Annotated in this window: 14 protein-coding genes; 3 read left to right on the top strand and 11 right to left on the bottom strand. The window is 70.6% G+C overall.

Annotated features, from left to right (window positions below):
- Nucleotides 1–31: 31 nt before the first annotated feature.
- A complete protein-coding gene (locus RR3_RS18815; RefSeq protein WP_064065810.1) occupies nucleotides 32–1,951 on the bottom strand; it encodes a hydantoinase/oxoprolinase family protein in 1,920 nt (639 codons plus the stop codon).
- Between the two features lie 375 nt (nucleotides 1,952–2,326).
- Here RR3_RS18815 and RR3_RS18810 point away from each other — a divergent pair, with 375 nt between their 5' ends.
- Both RR3_RS18810 and RR3_RS18805 read left to right on the top strand, forming a co-directional pair.
- On the top strand, nucleotides 2,327–3,097 hold the full coding sequence (locus RR3_RS18810; RefSeq protein WP_010593157.1) for a sulfite exporter TauE/SafE family protein: 771 nt from the start codon (nucleotides 2,327–2,329) through the stop codon (nucleotides 3,095–3,097).
- A 65-nt stretch (nucleotides 3,098–3,162) separates the two neighbouring features.
- On the top strand, nucleotides 3,163–3,921 hold the full coding sequence (locus RR3_RS18805) for an HAD-IIA family hydrolase (protein ID WP_051009369.1): 759 nt from the start codon (nucleotides 3,163–3,165) through the stop codon (nucleotides 3,919–3,921).
- Between the two features lie 197 nt (nucleotides 3,922–4,118).
- Here the strand turns inward: RR3_RS18805 and RR3_RS18800 are convergent, their stop codons facing one another.
- The 10 genes from RR3_RS18800 to RR3_RS18755 form a co-directional block, all read right to left on the bottom strand.
- Nucleotides 4,119–4,811 (bottom strand): MspA family porin, encoded by a 693-nt coding sequence (locus RR3_RS18800; RefSeq protein WP_064065809.1) that lies wholly within the window; start codon nucleotides 4,809–4,811, stop codon nucleotides 4,119–4,121.
- Between the two features lie 64 nt (nucleotides 4,812–4,875).
- On the bottom strand, nucleotides 4,876–5,580 hold the full coding sequence (locus tag RR3_RS18795; protein WP_064065808.1) for an MspA family porin: 705 nt from the start codon (nucleotides 5,578–5,580) through the stop codon (nucleotides 4,876–4,878).
- Between the two features lie 354 nt (nucleotides 5,581–5,934).
- On the bottom strand, nucleotides 5,935–7,281 hold the full coding sequence (locus RR3_RS18790; RefSeq protein ID WP_040270688.1) for a bifunctional adenosylcobinamide kinase/adenosylcobinamide-phosphate guanylyltransferase: 1,347 nt from the start codon (nucleotides 7,279–7,281) through the stop codon (nucleotides 5,935–5,937).
- The gene (locus RR3_RS18785) at nucleotides 7,281–8,087 is read right to left on the bottom strand and encodes an ABC transporter ATP-binding protein (protein ID WP_017680700.1); all 807 of its coding nucleotides are present in this window, start codon (nucleotides 8,085–8,087) and stop codon (nucleotides 7,281–7,283) included. Before RR3_RS18785 ends, RR3_RS18790 begins: the two co-directional genes overlap by 1 nt.
- Nucleotides 8,084–9,112, bottom strand: coding sequence for a FecCD family ABC transporter permease (locus RR3_RS18780; RefSeq protein WP_017680701.1), 1,029 nt, complete (start codon nucleotides 9,110–9,112; stop codon nucleotides 8,084–8,086). The genes RR3_RS18785 and RR3_RS18780 overlap by 4 nt, the downstream gene beginning before the upstream one ends.
- Complete coding sequence (locus tag RR3_RS18775) at nucleotides 9,109–10,074, bottom strand: ABC transporter substrate-binding protein (RefSeq protein ID WP_064065807.1); 966 nt, start codon at nucleotides 10,072–10,074, stop codon at nucleotides 9,109–9,111. Before RR3_RS18775 ends, RR3_RS18780 begins: the two co-directional genes overlap by 4 nt.
- Before the next feature lie 261 nt (nucleotides 10,075–10,335).
- Nucleotides 10,336–11,286, bottom strand: coding sequence for a DUF808 domain-containing protein (locus tag RR3_RS18770; protein ID WP_174557587.1), 951 nt, complete (start codon nucleotides 11,284–11,286; stop codon nucleotides 10,336–10,338).
- Between the two features lie 218 nt (nucleotides 11,287–11,504).
- The gene (locus tag RR3_RS18765) at nucleotides 11,505–12,728 is read right to left on the bottom strand and encodes an O-succinylhomoserine sulfhydrylase (RefSeq protein WP_010593167.1); all 1,224 of its coding nucleotides are present in this window, start codon (nucleotides 12,726–12,728) and stop codon (nucleotides 11,505–11,507) included.
- Nucleotides 12,725–13,135, bottom strand: coding sequence for a rhodanese-like domain-containing protein (locus tag RR3_RS18760; protein ID WP_010593168.1), 411 nt, complete (start codon nucleotides 13,133–13,135; stop codon nucleotides 12,725–12,727). Before RR3_RS18760 ends, RR3_RS18765 begins: the two co-directional genes overlap by 4 nt.
- Nucleotides 13,136–13,197: 62 nt before the next feature.
- Complete coding sequence (locus tag RR3_RS18755; protein WP_064065805.1) at nucleotides 13,198–13,626, bottom strand: Rv0361 family membrane protein; 429 nt, start codon at nucleotides 13,624–13,626, stop codon at nucleotides 13,198–13,200.
- A 294-nt stretch (nucleotides 13,627–13,920) separates the two neighbouring features.
- On the opposite strand from RR3_RS18755, the gene RR3_RS18750 reads away from it, so the two are divergent.
- Nucleotides 13,921–15,306: an FAD-dependent oxidoreductase gene (locus RR3_RS18750; protein ID WP_010593170.1), complete on the top strand. Its 1,386-nt coding sequence runs from the start codon at nucleotides 13,921–13,923 to the stop codon at nucleotides 15,304–15,306.
- The last annotated feature ends 18 nt before the right edge of the window (nucleotides 15,307–15,324 follow it).

The following is a 15,324-nucleotide window of genomic DNA, read 5'->3' as shown; positions in this document are numbered from 1 at the left end:
CTGCGGTCGAACAGGCTTCGGGATCTGTCGGTCAGTGGGTGTCGGTGAGCAGCAGGTCGCCGCCGGCGGTGACCTCGAACCTCCAGCCCTCCTGCACCCGGGCGGTGAAGAAGGGGCCTTCGACGATGGCCGGGCCCTCGGCGGTGGCGCCGGGCTCCTGGTCGGCCAGCGTGAACACCGGCACCGGTTGCCGGCCGGCGGCTCCGAGCACGGTGCGCTCGCCCGCCGCGCGGGGGGCGCGGGCCTCGGCGAAGGAGCCGTGCGGGAGCTCGATCCGGTTCATCCGGCGGGTGGCCACCAGGGTCAGTGCGGTGGACGCGCCGGGCAGCAGCTCGACGCACTCCCCGGGCTCGTACGGCGTCTCGTCGACCGTGGCGCCGTGCGCATCCTCGGTGGTCAGCGTCCAGGACAGCTCGCAGTCGGTGAGGGCGTGCCCTTCCTGGAACATGTCCCGCTCGGCCTTGGCCAGGAGGTCGGTCACGGCCGCGGCGAGGGTCGTCTCGGTCGTGTCTGCGACGTCGGCCTCGTAGCTCTGCCCGATGTCGGAGAACCCGATGCCGAAGGCGGAGAACACCGCGGCGAGCTTGGGGACGAGCACGCTGCGCACGCCCGCGACCCGTGCCGCGCCGCAGGCACTCATCGGGCCGGCGCCGCCGAACGCGGCAATGGTGGTCTCGTCGGCGTCGGACACCGCGGGGGCGACGGCGTTGCCCATCGCGGTGAAGTACGCCTGTTCCATCGCCAGCAGGGCCTCGTCGAGGGTGAGTCCGAGCGGTTCGGCGACGGTGGCGGTGACGACGGCGCGGGCCCGGTCCGCGTCGAGCGTGAAGTCGCCGTCGAGGTAGGTGGCCGGATCGAGCACGCCGAGGAGGAGATTGACGTCGGTGATGGTCGCGGACGTGCCGCCGAAGCCGAAGCAGGCCGGTCCGGGTGCCGCACCGACGCTTTCCGGTCCGACGGTGATCGCCCCGTCGGTGACGGTGATGACGGAGCTGCCGCCGATGCCGGCCGACTCGACGTTCGACATCGGGAAGGAGGTCGGGATGCCGGCGATGGTGCCGCGGCGGTCGGTGAGGATCTCGCGTCCGGCGACCGTGCCGATGTCGGTCGTGGTGCCGCCGACGTCGATCATGAGAACGTGCTTGAGCCCGTAGATCTCGGCGAGCGCCCGGGTGCCCTCGAGTCCGCCGCGCGGGCCGGACGAGTACGTCTTGAGGGCCACGGACTTCGCGACGCGCGAGGAGGCGCCGTCGTTGCGGTAGATCAGCAGCGGGTTCTTCACGCGGTGGTCGCGCAGCCGGTGCTCGGCGTTGTAGAGGAACCGTTCCATGGTCGGGTGCAGGAACGTGTTGATCACGGCCGACCAGACCCGCCGGGCCGGTGTGCGGTCGGTGGTGAAGTCCCACGAGTACAGGAACGGAACCGACCCGAGCAGGTGGCGCGGGAACTTGCGGAGCAGGATGCCGCGCAGCGTCCGTTCACGTCCGTCGTCGGTGTTCCCGACGGCGACGACGATGCGGGCGGCGCCGTCGGTGGTCAGACGGTTGACCCGGGCGACCAGTTCGCCTTCGAGGTCCGCCGCGTCGGTGTCGACGACGGCGACGCGGGTGCCGACGAGGTCGTCGAACAGCGCCCGCTGCTCGGGGGTGCGGCGCAGTTCGTCGACGAGGGTGGCCGAGTCCGTGACGATGCCGATGCGGGGACCTTTGCGCTCGACGAGCGCGTTCGTCCCCTGCGTGGTCGAGTAGCGGATGTGCGCCGTGGAGTGCAGCAGGGTGGGCAGGTCCTCGGCGCCGTAGATCTCCTTCGACACCTTCGTCAGTCCGTCGAACAGGCACTGCGACAGATCGAACGGTGTGGTGAGGGTCTTGGTGAAGCTGAATTCGTGGCCGTCCCAGGCGCAGATGTCGGTGAGCGTGCCACCGTTGTCGATGTTGATGAGTCTGTCCATCGGGTGTCCCCCGTTCGGGTTGCGTGTTGCGGTTCGAATGGGGAAAGCCTGGGCCCGGCCGGCGGGTGTGAAGTGTGCCACTTCCGGACACCGGCTATGACGTGGCTCATCTTCCGGCTCGAGGCGGCCTCTACCTGCGGGTTCGGCGCGGCACGGCACCGGGACGTCCGGCCGCCCGGTTGCGGGACGGCTCCCGCCGACGAGCGGTGTCCCGAAATGGGACGGTGCGCAGCCGGGTAGAGGTTTCCGGCGCGGCGGTCGGCCGCTCCGCGTCGGCGGCTACGAAAGCTCCCTCCGGACACCGGATTCGGACAGGCGTGCCGAGCAGGGGTGGCGGCGACCGTTCACCTCGGCGGCTGACGTAAGGTCGGCTCGGTGACACCGCTGGAACTGTTCGTCGTCGCCCTGGCCGGGTTGGGCGCCGGCGCGATCAACGCGCTGGTCGGCTCCGGGACCCTCATCACCTTCCCGACCCTCGTCGCTTTCGGGCTGCCGCCGGTGACCGCCACGATGTCCAACGCCGTCGGGCTCGTCGCGGGTGGGGTGTCGGGCACGTGGGGGTACCGGCGCGAGCTGCGCGGGCAGTGGCCGCGGCTGCGATGGCAGATCCCCGCCTCCGTCTCCGGCGCGGTCCTCGGGTCGTGGCTGCTGCTGAACCTGCCCGAAACGGCTTTCGAGACGATCGTGCCCGTTCTGCTCGTGCTGGCGCTGCTCCTGGTCGTGTTCCAGCCGAAACTGCAGCAGTGGGTGCTGCGACGCTCCAGCGGCCCGGCCGAGCAGATCGGGCCGGCGCGCATGACGGCGCTGGTCGTCGGCACCTTCGCCGTGGGCGTGTACGGCGGCTACTTCACGGCGGCGCAGGGCATCCTGCTGATGGGTCTGTTCGGGGCGCTGCTGCACGACCACATCCAGCGGCAGAACGCCGCGAAGAACCTGCTCTCGCTGTTGGTCAACGTGGTGGCTGCCGTCGCCTACACTCTCGTTGCGTTCGACCGGATCGACTGGACGGCGGCGGCGCTGATCGCCGTGGGCTCGCTGATCGGCGGCGCCCTCGGCTCCCGGTACGGCCGCCGGCTCTCACCCACGGCACTGCGGGCCGTCATCGTCGTGGTCGGCTCGATCGGGTTGTACCGGCTGCTGGCGTGAGCGGTCGGTGACACACTCGAACGGTGAACGACGAACCCGTACCCGCGCCGGTCTGGAACTACCTCATGGACATGGACGGCGTCCTGGTGCACGAGGAACACCTGATACCCGGCGCCGACGCGTTCCTGACCGAACTGCGGGAGAACGGCACACCGTTCATGGTGCTCACCAACAACTCGATCCGCACTCCGCGGGATCTGCGCGCCCGGCTGCTACGCACCGGCCTCGACATCCCGGAGAAGGCGATCTGGACATCGGCGCTGGCGACCGCGACGTTCCTGGCGAATCAGCGACCCGGCGGCAGCGCCTACGTGGTGGGCGAGTCGGGACTGACGACGGCCCTGCACGACATCGGCTACGTCCTGACCGACAACGACCCGGACTACGTCGTTCTCGGCGAAACCCGCACCTACTCGTTCGAGGCGATCACCACCGCGATCCGGCTCGTCGAGCGCGGCGCCCGGTTCATCGCCACCAATCCGGATCCGACCGGACCGTCGCGTGAGGGTTCGCTCCCCGCCACCGGGGCCGTCGCGGCGCTGATCACCCGGGCGACGGGCCGCGAACCGTACTTCGTGGGCAAACCGAATGCCCTGATGATGCGGTCCGCGCTGCGCGCGATCGGTGCGCACTCGGAGCACACGCTCATGATCGGCGACCGGATGGACACCGACATCGTCTGCGGCCTCGAGGCCGGTCTGCAGACGCTGCTGGTGCTGACCGGCATCTCGACCCGCGAGTCCGTGGAGATGTTCCCCTACCGGCCCACCCGCGTCATCGAATCCGTCGCGGAACTGGTGGGGCGCACGGCGAATCCGTTCTGACCGGAGCGGGCGGTTCCGGCGGCGAGAGGGAGGTTCTCGCGCATGCCACTCGGGCGATGCCGCGACAACCTCCCTCTCGCTGTTCACCCCACAGCGCCACTGCCCGGCCCCCACCGGACCGGGCAGCGACGACGCCCCGCCGACGAGAGGATGAGGTTCTCGTCGGCGGGGCTGCTCACCTCCGGAAGGCGCCTCGATCAGCCGATGCTGAAGGGCTGGCCCCAGAGGGTGACCTGCTGGACGCTGGTCGCGGTCTCGACGGTGGCCTTGACGTAGCTGCGGGCCTGGGCGTAGCCGGCGCAACCACCGATGGCGATCGTCGAATCCTGCCAGGTCACACTGCCCTGCGGGCCGGAGATCTGGTTGAACCCGTAGTGGGCTTCCTCGTCGAAGGCGTTGGCGAGAGTGCGGTCGATGATCTTGAAGTCCATCGCCTGGCCGGGGCCGAGGGTGACGGTCCCGTTGCCGTTCGCGGACGGGGTGATCGAACCGTTCTCACCGGCGTAGCTCGCCTTGACGCCGGCACCGACGCCGGCGGTGCCGCCGAGGTTGAGCTGGCAGGCGACGATGTAGCCGGGCTGCAGCTTGGTCTTGGCCGCGGCCGCCCCCGGCCCGTCGAGCTGCACGCTCGCCTGACCCGAGACCCACACGTTGCGGTGCAGCGCGGTGGCGCCCATCGACGGGGAGATGTTGGCGGTCTCCCGGTCGAGCCGGACGGTCACCGAGGTTCCGTCGGGGAGCGTCTGCGTCATGTTCCCGGCGGGCAGTTCGACGAAGGTGTCGGCGTTGGCCGCACCGGCGGAGGCGAATCCGATGGCGACGGCGACGGTGGCGCCGATGCCGGCCGCCTTGAGACCACGGCGCAGGCCGTTGGCGATGCTGGTCTTCATGTTCTCTCTCTCGAGGTTTCGATGCTCGCGTGAGCGAAGAGTCGGGTGGAGGGCGGCGACAGAATCAGCCGATGCTGAACGGCTGGCCGTACAGGGTGGTCTTCGAGTAGTTCGCACCCGTGATCTCCAGGACCGTGTACGAGCGTGCCTGCGCGAAGCCGCCGCAGCCCTGGACCTCGATCTGCGCGTCCTGGTACTGGATGGTGTACGTGCCGTTCGCCGGGATGGCCTTGCTGTCCAGCCGCGCGAACTTCACCTGACCGGCCGCGATCGGAACGCTGATGGATGCCGAGAGGCTGCCGCCGCCGGCCGAGGGACCGACGTCGATACCGCCGCCGAAGCTGCCCTTCAGGCCGGCGATGTCCATCTGGCAACCCACGATGTAACCGGTGGTCAGACGGGGTACACCGTCGGTGGAGGTGCCGCCCGTACCCTGCGTGCCGGTCAGATCGTTCATGTTGATGCCACCGTTGGTGGGCCCCTGCTTCGCGTCGGCCGGAACATTCTTCGCCTCGGCCGTCACCGTGCCGGACACCCAGGCCACGCGACCCGCCCCGTTCGCCGCGAGCGAGGGCGAGATCAGAGCGCTCTCGGCAACTCTCGTGATGCGGTTTCCGTCGGGAGCGACGATCTCGCCGTCGGGCAGCGGCACGAAGGTGTCGGCGTTCGCCGCACCCGCGGACAGGAAGCCCAGGGCGACGGCGGCCGCTGCTGCGACACCACCGATGCGTGCGCCGCGGCGGAGGCCGGACGTGTGCTTGTTGCTCAATTCATTCCCCTACTCAGGTGTGCGGTTACCCGGGCGCCCCCGGGCACGGCTGATCACGGCCGCGGGCAGCCGCCGCGGTCGATTCGGATGTGCATTCTGGCCAGGTCGGGGCGAGATACCGGTCGGTTTCTCGCACAAGCGGATTCAGGTGTCGTTGGTGTGCTGCCCCGAGGGGCACTGTGGACCGACACCCCCGCTCGGACCCCAGTTCGTTTCGGAACGATAACACGCCCGGTGCAAAGGGTCACTAAACAGTTACGCCTGTGTTCCAGATCACATCTGAGCACAGCCGTGCGCGACAGAGGGGTTATCTGTGACTGGGAATCCTACTTGCGCAGAACGCAGTTCGATGATCTAGCGCAACCGCGTCGGGATGCCCGCGACGACCAACGTCACCGCCTGCGACTCGGCCGCGACCCGCGCGTTGAGCCGACCGAGCAGGTCCCGGAACAGCCGGCCGGACGCCGTCGGCGGGACCACGCCGCTGCCGACCTCGTTGCTGACCGCCACCGCCGGCACGGCACACGAACGCCACGCATCGAGCAGTTCCTCGACATCCGTCTCGACCGCGGCGAGGTCCCCACCCGACCACACGTCGTGACGGTCCAGGCGCGCGGTGAGCCAGGTCCCCAGGCAGTCGATCAGCAACGGCTCGTCCGCCTCGCGGAGCACGGCCGCCACGTCGTCGGTCTCGACCGTCGTCCACGACCGCGGCCGGCGGGCACGGTGCAGCGCGACGCGCTCGGCCCACTCCGCGTCGCCGTCGCGCGTGCCGCCCGTCGCCACGTACGTCACCGCCGGGAACGATTCGAGCAACTCCTCGGCGTGCCGCGACTTGCCGGAACGCACACCGCCGAGTACCAGAGTGCGCTGCGTCGCAGCGGCTTTGCCGGTCGTGCGTCCCACCGTCGTCACCTCACCGTCGTCGCCCGGTCGCGCCCCGCTGGCCGCCAGCCGGATCCGCAACTGCCCGACGGGCGGGTTGTGGTGGCCGAGATGCACGGCCACCACCTCCGTCCGCTCGGTCACCGCCCCGCACGCGCGCAGGGTGCGCACCGTCTCGCCGAACGCCGGCAGCGTGTGGTGCGCGGAGCCCAGATCCAGTCGGTCCCCGAACGTCTCCTCCAGGAACACCGCGTCGTAGTCCGCACCGGCGACCCGGTCGAACCACTCCATCGGCAGCGGCCCGGTGTCGCACGCCCACAACAACCGGTCACCGCCGGGGCCCTGCACGTCGTAGAGCACGGAGTCTCCCTCGCTCAGGACGCGGTGCGCGGCGGGCAGCACCCGCACCCGGTACTCCCCGACTGTCAGCACGTCCCCGGCCGCGACCGGCACGAACCGCACGGGGTCGGTGGGAGCGATCCAGTCCCGGCACTGGTCCAGCGCGTCGACTGGGCCGATCATCTCGATCTCGGAATCCGTTGCCGCCCAGGATCGGAACAGCAGCGCCTGCGGACCGAGGTGGTCGGGGTGGGAGTGGGTGAGCAGGACGTGCCGCACCCCGGCGAGCGTGCGGCCGTGGCGCAGGGCCGCGCGCGGCGCCTCGGGACCGCAGTCGAGCATGAGCACGTCGTCCACGAGTGCGGCCGTCTGCCCGCGTATCTCGCCGCGGGCGGCGGCATCCGAGCAGGACCGGCACAGGCAGAACGGATTCGGCCAGCCGTCGGCCGCACCCGTGCCCAGCAGCAGTACCTCCATCACGGATCCTCCGATTCGACTCGGCCCGAAGAACTTCCGCGCACCGGCACGACGGCCGGACCGGAACCGGGACGGTCCAGCACCTCGACGCGCGCGCCGTACACCTCGGCGATGCGCCGGGCCGTGAGCACCTGCCGGGGCGCACCGTCGGCGACCACGCGACCGTCGGTGAGCAGTACCAGCCGTCCGCCGTACAGCGCCGCCGAGGTCAGGTCGTGCATCGCCGCGAGGACCGTGATCCCGTTCTCCGCGCGCATCGACTCCACCAAGTCCAGCACATGCTGCTGGTGGCCGATGTCGAGGGCGCTGGTGGGTTCGTCCAGCAGCAGCACCTGCGGCTCCTGCGCGAGTGCGCGCCCGAGGACCACCCGTTGCAGCTCGCCGCCGGACAGTTCCGTCGCCGGACGGGCCGCCAGTCCGCGCAGGTCGAGCCGGTCGAGGACCGACTCGACCACGTCACGGTCGTGCGCCGACTCGGTCGCGAACCGCGGCAGGTGCGGGGTGCGGCCGAGCCGGATCAGGTCGGTGACCGTCATTCCCTCGGGCACGACGGGCCGCTGCGGCATGAGCGCCACCGTCCGCGCCATCGCCCGGCGCCCGGCGTGAGCGGGGTCCAGTCCGCCGACGCGGACCCGGCCGCTGGCGGGCACCAGTCCCGCCAGCGCGTGCAGGAGCGTGGTCTTCCCCCCACCGTTGGGCCCGACGAGGGCGATCCACTCCCCCTGCCCGACGGTCAGGTCCACCCCGTGCAGGACGGTCTTGCCGCCGCGGTCGACGCGCAGGCCCCGGCACTCGACGGCGTTCACGACACCCCTCGATGCCGGCGCAGCACCACCAGGAAGAACGGCGCGCCGACAGCCGCGGTCACCACGCCGATGGGCAGTTCGGCCGGGGACATCACGGTCCGGGCCAGCACGTCCGCCAGGACGAGGAAGGCGGCTCCCATCATCAGCGACAGCGGCAGCAGCAGCCGGTGCCCCGGTCCGACGATCAGCCGGATCGCGTGCGGCACCACGATTCCGACGAAGCCGATGAGCCCGCTGGCGCCGACCACGGCGGCGGTGCCGAGGGTCGCCACGCACACCAGGATCAGCCGGACCCGCGCCGGGTTCACCCCGAGGCTCGCGGCCTCCACGTCGCCCACCGCCATCACGTCGAGCATCCGGCGGTGCAGCAGGATGACCGCCGCGGACACCACGACGTACGGCAGGACCACGACCACGTCGGACCAGCCGTCGGTGCTGAGGCGGCCGAGCAGCCACGTGTACACCTGCCGCAGGGTGTCGTCGTAGAGCTGCTGGACGAACGTCTGCGCCGCGTTGGCGAAGGCCGCCACCGCGACGCCGGCCAGGATGATCACCACCTCCGAGCGCATCCCGCCGACACTGCGCCCGAGCGCGTACGTGGCGGCGACGGCGACGAGGCCGCCGGCGAACGCGGCGACCGGCACCCCGACGGACGCGAGCACTCCGCCGAGGGCGATCGCGAGCGTCGCGCCCAGGCCGGCGCCGCTCGACACCCCGAGCAGGTAGGGGTCGGCCAGCGGGTTGCGGAACACCCCCTGGTAGGTGGCGCCGGCGATGGCGAGCATCGCGCCGACCAGCGCACCGAGCGCCACCCGCGGCATGCGGATGTTCCACAGGATGGCCTGCTGCCGGGTCGTCAGCCCGGAGTCGACGTCGACGAAGGGCAGGGCGTCGATCAGTTCCAGGAACACGCCGCGCACGGTCAGTCCGGCGGGGCCGACGAGCACCCCGACGTGCAGCACGATCACCAGGACGAGGGCTGCCGCGCCGAGCACCAGGGCCGGATGGCGCGCGGCGCGGGTCACCGGGTGGGCTGGGCGGCGGGTTCGGCGGCAGCCACGATCGCCCCGAGGTTCCGCACGAGGTCCACGACCCGCGGTCCCCAGCGGCTGGCGACGTCCTCGTCGAGCACGTGGATCTGTCCGGACCGGACGGCCGTCAGCTCGCCCCAGCCGGCGCGGGCGGCCACGGTTTCCGGGGTGACGCCGCAGCACTGCCCGTCGGCGAGGAAGATCAGGTCGGGGTCGGCGTCGAGGACGTACTCGGCGGACAGCTGCGGGTAGGCGTCGGCACCGGCGGCGTCGCCGATGGAACGCAGGCCGAGCATTTCGTAGATGCCCCCGACGAAGGTGTCGCCGGTGACGCTGTAGTAGGTGTCGTCGAGCTCGTGGTAGTAGGTCAGCGGAGCCGGGCGCGGGGGCAACCCGGCGACGACCTCGTCGATGTCGCTGCGCATCGAGGCGACGAGTTCGCCCGCGTCACCGACGTGCCCGGTGGCGGCGCCGAGCCGCTCGATCTGCGTGTACGCCTCGTCGAGAGTGGTGGCGGCCGGCAGCAGGAGCGTGGGGACGCCGGCGGCCTCGAGGCCGGAGACGAGGTCGCCCACGTCGTCCATGGCCACCACGAGATCCGGTTCGTAGCCGAGCACGGCCTCGACGTTCGGTGAGTATCCGGACAGGCCGGTGACGGGCACCCCGGCGGGAAAGTCGGACTGGTCGTCGACCGCGACGACCTGGTCGCCGGCGCCGACGGCGTAGAGCATCTCGGTGGCGGTGGGACTGAGGGAGACGATCGAATCCGGGGCCGCATCGAGGGTGATCGCTCCGTCGCCGGAGCTCACGGTGACGGGGAAGCTCCCGTCCCCGGAGGGCGCGGAGGCCGGTTCGGAGCCGCCGCTCGAGCCGCACGACGCGACGAACAGGGCGAACGCGGCGAGTCCGGCGGCGAACAGCCGGCGGGCCGGCACAGTGGGGGCAGGCACAACCATCCTCCGTGAGGCGGAGGACGAAAACAGCACGGCTGCAACGATCACCGTTGCGGCACGACACCGTCCTTCGTCCGAGGACCAGTACGTGACCGCCGCGCCGGCCGATCTGACTCGTCCGGCAGCGCGCTGCCGGCCTCACAGTTGCGGGACAGTGCCGGATTACACCGGACTTCACCGATACGCTGCGGCACCCCACCCGGAAGCGGGGTCACCGCAGCGTATCGCAGGGCTCCGGGCCCGGGGACGGCAGCCCGGGGTCCGTCAGTGCGCCGCCTCGCGCTTCTTCCGTTTCGGAATCAGGTGCGCGATCAGCACGATGATCGCGCCCACGACGAGCCCGACGAGCGCGGACACCACGGTCCCCGCGGTCCAGGACAGCACACCGCCGAAGCCGCCCTGGACGAGATCGCCGAACCAGTGTTCGAGATCGTGCAGGCGATCGGCCGGCCAGTGGAATCCGGCCTCGCCGACGTTGACGAGCAGGATGTGGCCACCGACCCACAGCATCGCGGCGATCCCGACCACGGTCAGCACCGTCATCACCTTCGGCATCGCGGCCACGAGCCCCCGGCCGACCCGTCGGCTGAACGACGACCGGCGGCCGGCGAGCGACAGGCCCACGTCGTCCATCTTCACGATCAGCGCGACCGCGCCGTACACCAGCGCGGTGATGAGTATCGCGACGACGACGAGCACCGCCAGCCGGGTGAGGAACGGTTCGTCCTCGACCGAGGACAGGGAGATCACCATGATCTCGGCCGAGAGGATGAGGTCGGTGCGGATCGCGCCACCGACCATCGCCTTCTCGACCTCGGGGCCGCTCAGCACCGCGGGTGCGTCGTCCTCGGGGTGACCGCCGGTGAGTGCTTCGTAGACCTTCTCGGCTCCCTCGAAGCACAGGAACAGGCCACCGGCGATCAACAGGTAGGGCAGCGCCTGCGGCAGGAACTGGCTCAGCAGCATCGCCACCGGCAGGATGATCAGGAGCTTGTTGCGGATCGACCCGATCGCGATCTTGCGGATGACCGGCAGTTCCCGGTCCGGGGTGAACCCGTGCACGTAGCGCGGGGTGACTGCGGTGTCGTCGACGACGACACCTGCCGCCTTGACCCCGGCCTTGCCGGCCGCGGCGCCGATGTCGTCGATGGACGCCGCTGCCGCTTTCGTCAGTGCCGCGACGTCGTCCAGCAGGGCGACGAGACCACCAGCCACGGGAACCTCCCACAGTTCGGCTGTGCAGAGCCGATCGAACGACACGCAGTTGCGGGTCGACTCTGTAACTTACCGAAGCGCGCGCGACCGCGGGGTCGGGTCTCCGGCGCTGCCCGACCCGGCCGGTGTCGTCGCCCCGGCAGTTCCGGGCGGTGGATCGGGGCCCCGCCACGTCGACGGGGCCTCGATGCGGCTGCGGCCCTCGACCTCGCCGCCGGCTACCGCAGCGCCTGCTCGAAGTCCTCGAGCAGATCCTCCGGATCCTCGAGCCCCACCGACAGCCGCACCACGCCGTCGGACAGGCCGATCGCCGCCCGGCCGTCCGGCCCCATCGCCCGGTGCGTCGTCGTCGCCGGATGGGTGATCAGCGACTTGGCGTCGCCGAGGTTGTTGGAGATGTCGACGATGCGCAGCCCGTCGAGAAGCTCGAACGCGCGCTTCTTGCCGGCGCCTTCCGGGGCGTCCAGTTCGAAGGTGACGACCGTTCCGCCGCCGCTCATCTGGGACCGGGCCAGGTCGTACTGGGGGTGCGACTCGAGGAACGGGTACTTGACCCACCGGATCGCGGCGTGGTCCTGAAGGAACCGGGCGATCCGCTCGGCCGACTCCACCGAGTGCCGGATCCGCACCGCCATCGTCTCGAGGCCCTTGAGCAGGGTGTGGGCGTTGAACGGGCTCAGCGCCGGGCCGGTGTGGCGGATGAGGTGCTGGACCGGGCCGTCGATGTAGTCCTGCGGGCCGAGGATCGCCCCGCCGAGTACGCGACCCTGACCGTCGATGTGCTTGGTGCCCGAATACACGACGATGTCGGCGCCGAGATCGAGGCTGCGCTGCAGCAGGGGCGTGGCGAAGACGTTGTCGAGCACCACCTTGGCGCCGGCGGCGTGGGCCATTTCGGAGACCCGGCGCACGTCGACGAGGGTCTGCATCGGGTTGGACGGAGTCTCGAAGAAGACCGCCGTCGTGGGCACGGACAGGGCCTGCTCCCACTGGTCGAGGTCTTCGCCGTCGACGAACACGGTCTCGACGCCCCAGCGCGGCAGGATCTCGTTGCACACCACGAAGCAGGAGCCGAACAGGCTGCGGGCCGCGACCAGCCGGTCACCCTTGCCGAGCAGCGCCGCGAGGGCGGTGAAGACCGCCGACATGCCCGAGGCGGTGGCGTAGCAGCCCTCGGCGCCTTCGAGCAGCCGCAACCGCTCCTCGAACATCTTCACCGTCGGGTTGCCGTACCGGGAGTAGACGAAGTGGTCCACCTCGCCGGTGAACGCCTGCTCCGCGGCCTCGGCCGATTCGTAGACGAAGCCGGAATTGAGGTAGATCGCCTCGGAGGTCTCCTCGAATCCGGACCGCATGGTGCCGCCGCGCACGCCGAGCGTGGCGGGACGCACCGATGCCGGCAGCGGCCGCTCGAACGCGCCGCCCCTGGGAATTGTGCTCACGACTGCCTCCACGGCAGGCCCGCGGCCCGCCAGCCCTCGGCGCCGCGATGCCTCTCGGCATCGAGGCCGCCTTCGAATCCTTCGAGGATGTTGTACGACGGGGCCAGGCCCGCGGCGGTGGCCGCCTCCGCGGCGGCGATGGAACGCTGTCCCGAGCGACACAGGAACACGATCGGCCCGCCGGTCACGCCGGCGTCCTTCAGCTGGTCGACGAAGTGCTCGTTGCGGGCGCCGTTCGGGTAGCGCACCCACTCGACGAAGAGGGCGCGACGCCCGATGGAGGAAGTCTCGGGAACCCCCACGTATTTCCATTCGGCGTCGGTACGCACATCGACGAGCACGGCGTCCGGGTTCTCGCGCAGCAGCTCCCAGGCTTGCTGCGGCGTCATATCACCTGCGTAGCTCACCGCACCAGCTTTTCACAGCTCACGGCGAGCCGACCAGGCGGGCGGGTGGTGCCGGCCGCCGGTCAGAACGTGCAGATCCGCCAGACGTCGTCGATCCGGACGAACTGCCACGTGCTGGTCTGCTCGCCGCCGGCGGACCGGGCACGCACGTCGGCGGTGGCCCGGTCGTCGTCCGTCTCGACGTTCTCGACGGCCTCGAGCTGCACCTCGCCGTCGATGCCGGCCCAGGGGGCCCGGTCGGCCGCGAGCCGGTCGCAGCGCAGCCGGTCCTGCGCGACGCGGTCGCCGGCGTTGTGGGCGCGGACGTAGTCGTCGACCGTCCGCACGACGAGTTCGGTGCCGGTGGCGCTGCGGTCCGACGGCGACACCAGCTGGGCGACGAACACCCCGACGACGAGCACCACGATGATCGCGAGTGCCGCGAGGAACGGCGTCGCGCTGCTGCGGTCCGTTTCGTCCGGGTCGGGCTCGGGTGCGCGTTCGGCTGCCATGGGGTGATCCTAGGCGGCACCGGCACGGCCCCACGCGGGCGCATTTGCCCCGATAAACCCTCTCGAGGTAGGAATTGGCCATGGCCTCTACGCACCTCGTTCGACGTCTCGCCGTCGACCTGTGTCGAGTGAGCGCCCACATGTGTTGTCGCTGAAGCGAATTCTCGTCACGCCCGGTTCGTCGCGCAGTTCTTGCCGCTCCCGCGTGCCCCCTGGCAGCCACCCCTGCCGACTCCCTTCCTCATTTAAGCTGAATCACGTCCGTCCGCACACCGAAGAGGTAGTTGACCCCTGATGACCGATCAGACTCGTCCCCTTCGCGTCGCGATCGTCGGTGCCGGCCCCGCCGGTATCTACGCCGCCGATGCGCTCATGAAGTCCGACACCGAGGTCAGCATCGACCTGTTCGAGCGGATGCCCGCGCCGTTCGGTCTCATCCGCTACGGCGTGGCGCCGGACCATCCCCGCATCAAGGGCATCATCACCGCCCTGCACAAGGTGCTCGACAAGCCCCAGGTCCGGCTGCTCGGCAACCTCGACTACGGCACCGACATCACCCTCGACGACCTGCGCCGCTTCTACGACGCGGTGATCTTCTCCACCGGCGCCAACGCCGACCGGGCCCTGAACATCCCGGGCATCGACCTCGACGGCAGCTACGGCGCCGCCGACTTCGTCTCCTGGTACGACGGCCACCCCGACGTGCCGCGCAGCTGGCCGCTCGAGGCCGAGAAGGTCGCCGTGCTCGGCGTCGGCAACGTCGCCCTCGACATCGCGCGCGTCCTCGCCAAGACCGGCGACGAGCTGCTGCCGACGGAGATCCCCGCCAACGTCTACGAGGGCCTGAAGAACAACAAGGCCGTCGAGGTGCACGTGTTCGGCCGCCGCGGTCCCGCTCAGGCCAAGTTCACGCCGCTCGAGCTGCGTGAACTCGATCACTCGCCCACCATCGAGGTCATCGTCGATCCCGAGGACATCGACTACGACGAGGGCTCGGAGGCCGCGCGCCGCAATTCCAAGCAGGTCGACATGGTCGCCAACACCCTGCAGGACTGGGCCATCCGCGACGTGGGAGACCGCCCGCACAAGCTGTTCCTGCACTTCTTCGAGTCCCCGGCCGAGATCCTCGGCGAGGACGGCAAGGTCGTGGGCCTGCGCACCGAGCGCACCGAGCTCGACGGCACCGGCAACGTCCGCGGCACCGGCCGCTTCCGCGACTGGGACGTCCAGGCCGTGTACCGGGCGGTCGGCTACCTGTCGCAGAACATCGCCAAGCTGCCGTTCGACGAGCAGGCCGGCACCGTGCCCAACGAGGCCGGACGCGTCGTCGCCGACGAGTCCGCCGAGGGTCCCGCGCGTTTCCTGCCCGCCACGTACGTCACCGGCTGGATCAAGCGCGGTCCCGTCGGACTGATCGGCCACACCAAGGGCGACGCGAACGAGACCGTCGCGAACCTGCTCGCCGACCGGGCCCACGGCCTGCTGAACACCCCCGAGGATCCGTCCGAGGACGCGATCGTCGCCTTCCTCGAGGACAAGCAGCTGCCCTACACCACCTGGCAGGGCTGGTACCGGCTCGACGCGCACGAGCGCAGCCTCGGCGAGGCCGAGGGCCGCGAGCGCGTCAAGGTCGTCGAGCGTGAGGACATGTTCCGCGCGTCCGAGCCGCACAAGGCCTGACACCCCGACCCCTGGTGG

Origin of the sequence: Rhodococcus ruber NBRC 15591 (genome assembly GCF_001894945.1) — a bacterium.
In the GTDB taxonomy this organism is placed as follows: domain Bacteria; phylum Actinomycetota; class Actinomycetes; order Mycobacteriales; family Mycobacteriaceae; genus Rhodococcus; species Rhodococcus ruber.
This window is presented reverse-complemented; position numbering and strand designations above follow the sequence as displayed.

Coding starts and splice junctions, on each gene's coding strand:
- RR3_RS18815 (WP_064065810.1), bottom strand. CDS start 1,951: ATGGACAGACTCATCAACATCGACAACGGTGGCACGCTCACCGACATC.
- RR3_RS18805 (WP_051009369.1), top strand. CDS start 3,163: ATGGACATGGACGGCGTCCTGGTGCACGAGGAACACCTGATACCCGGC.
- RR3_RS18800 (WP_064065809.1), bottom strand. CDS start 4,811: ATGAAGACCAGCATCGCCAACGGCCTGCGCCGTGGTCTCAAGGCGGCC.
- RR3_RS18790 (WP_040270688.1), bottom strand. CDS start 7,281: ATGGAGGTACTGCTGCTGGGCACGGGTGCGGCCGACGGCTGGCCGAAT.
- RR3_RS18775 (WP_064065807.1), bottom strand. CDS start 10,074: ATGGTTGTGCCTGCCCCCACTGTGCCGGCCCGCCGGCTGTTCGCCGCC.
- RR3_RS18755 (WP_064065805.1), bottom strand. CDS start 13,626: ATGGCAGCCGAACGCGCACCCGAGCCCGACCCGGACGAAACGGACCGC.
- RR3_RS18750 (WP_010593170.1), top strand. CDS start 13,921: ATGACCGATCAGACTCGTCCCCTTCGCGTCGCGATCGTCGGTGCCGGC.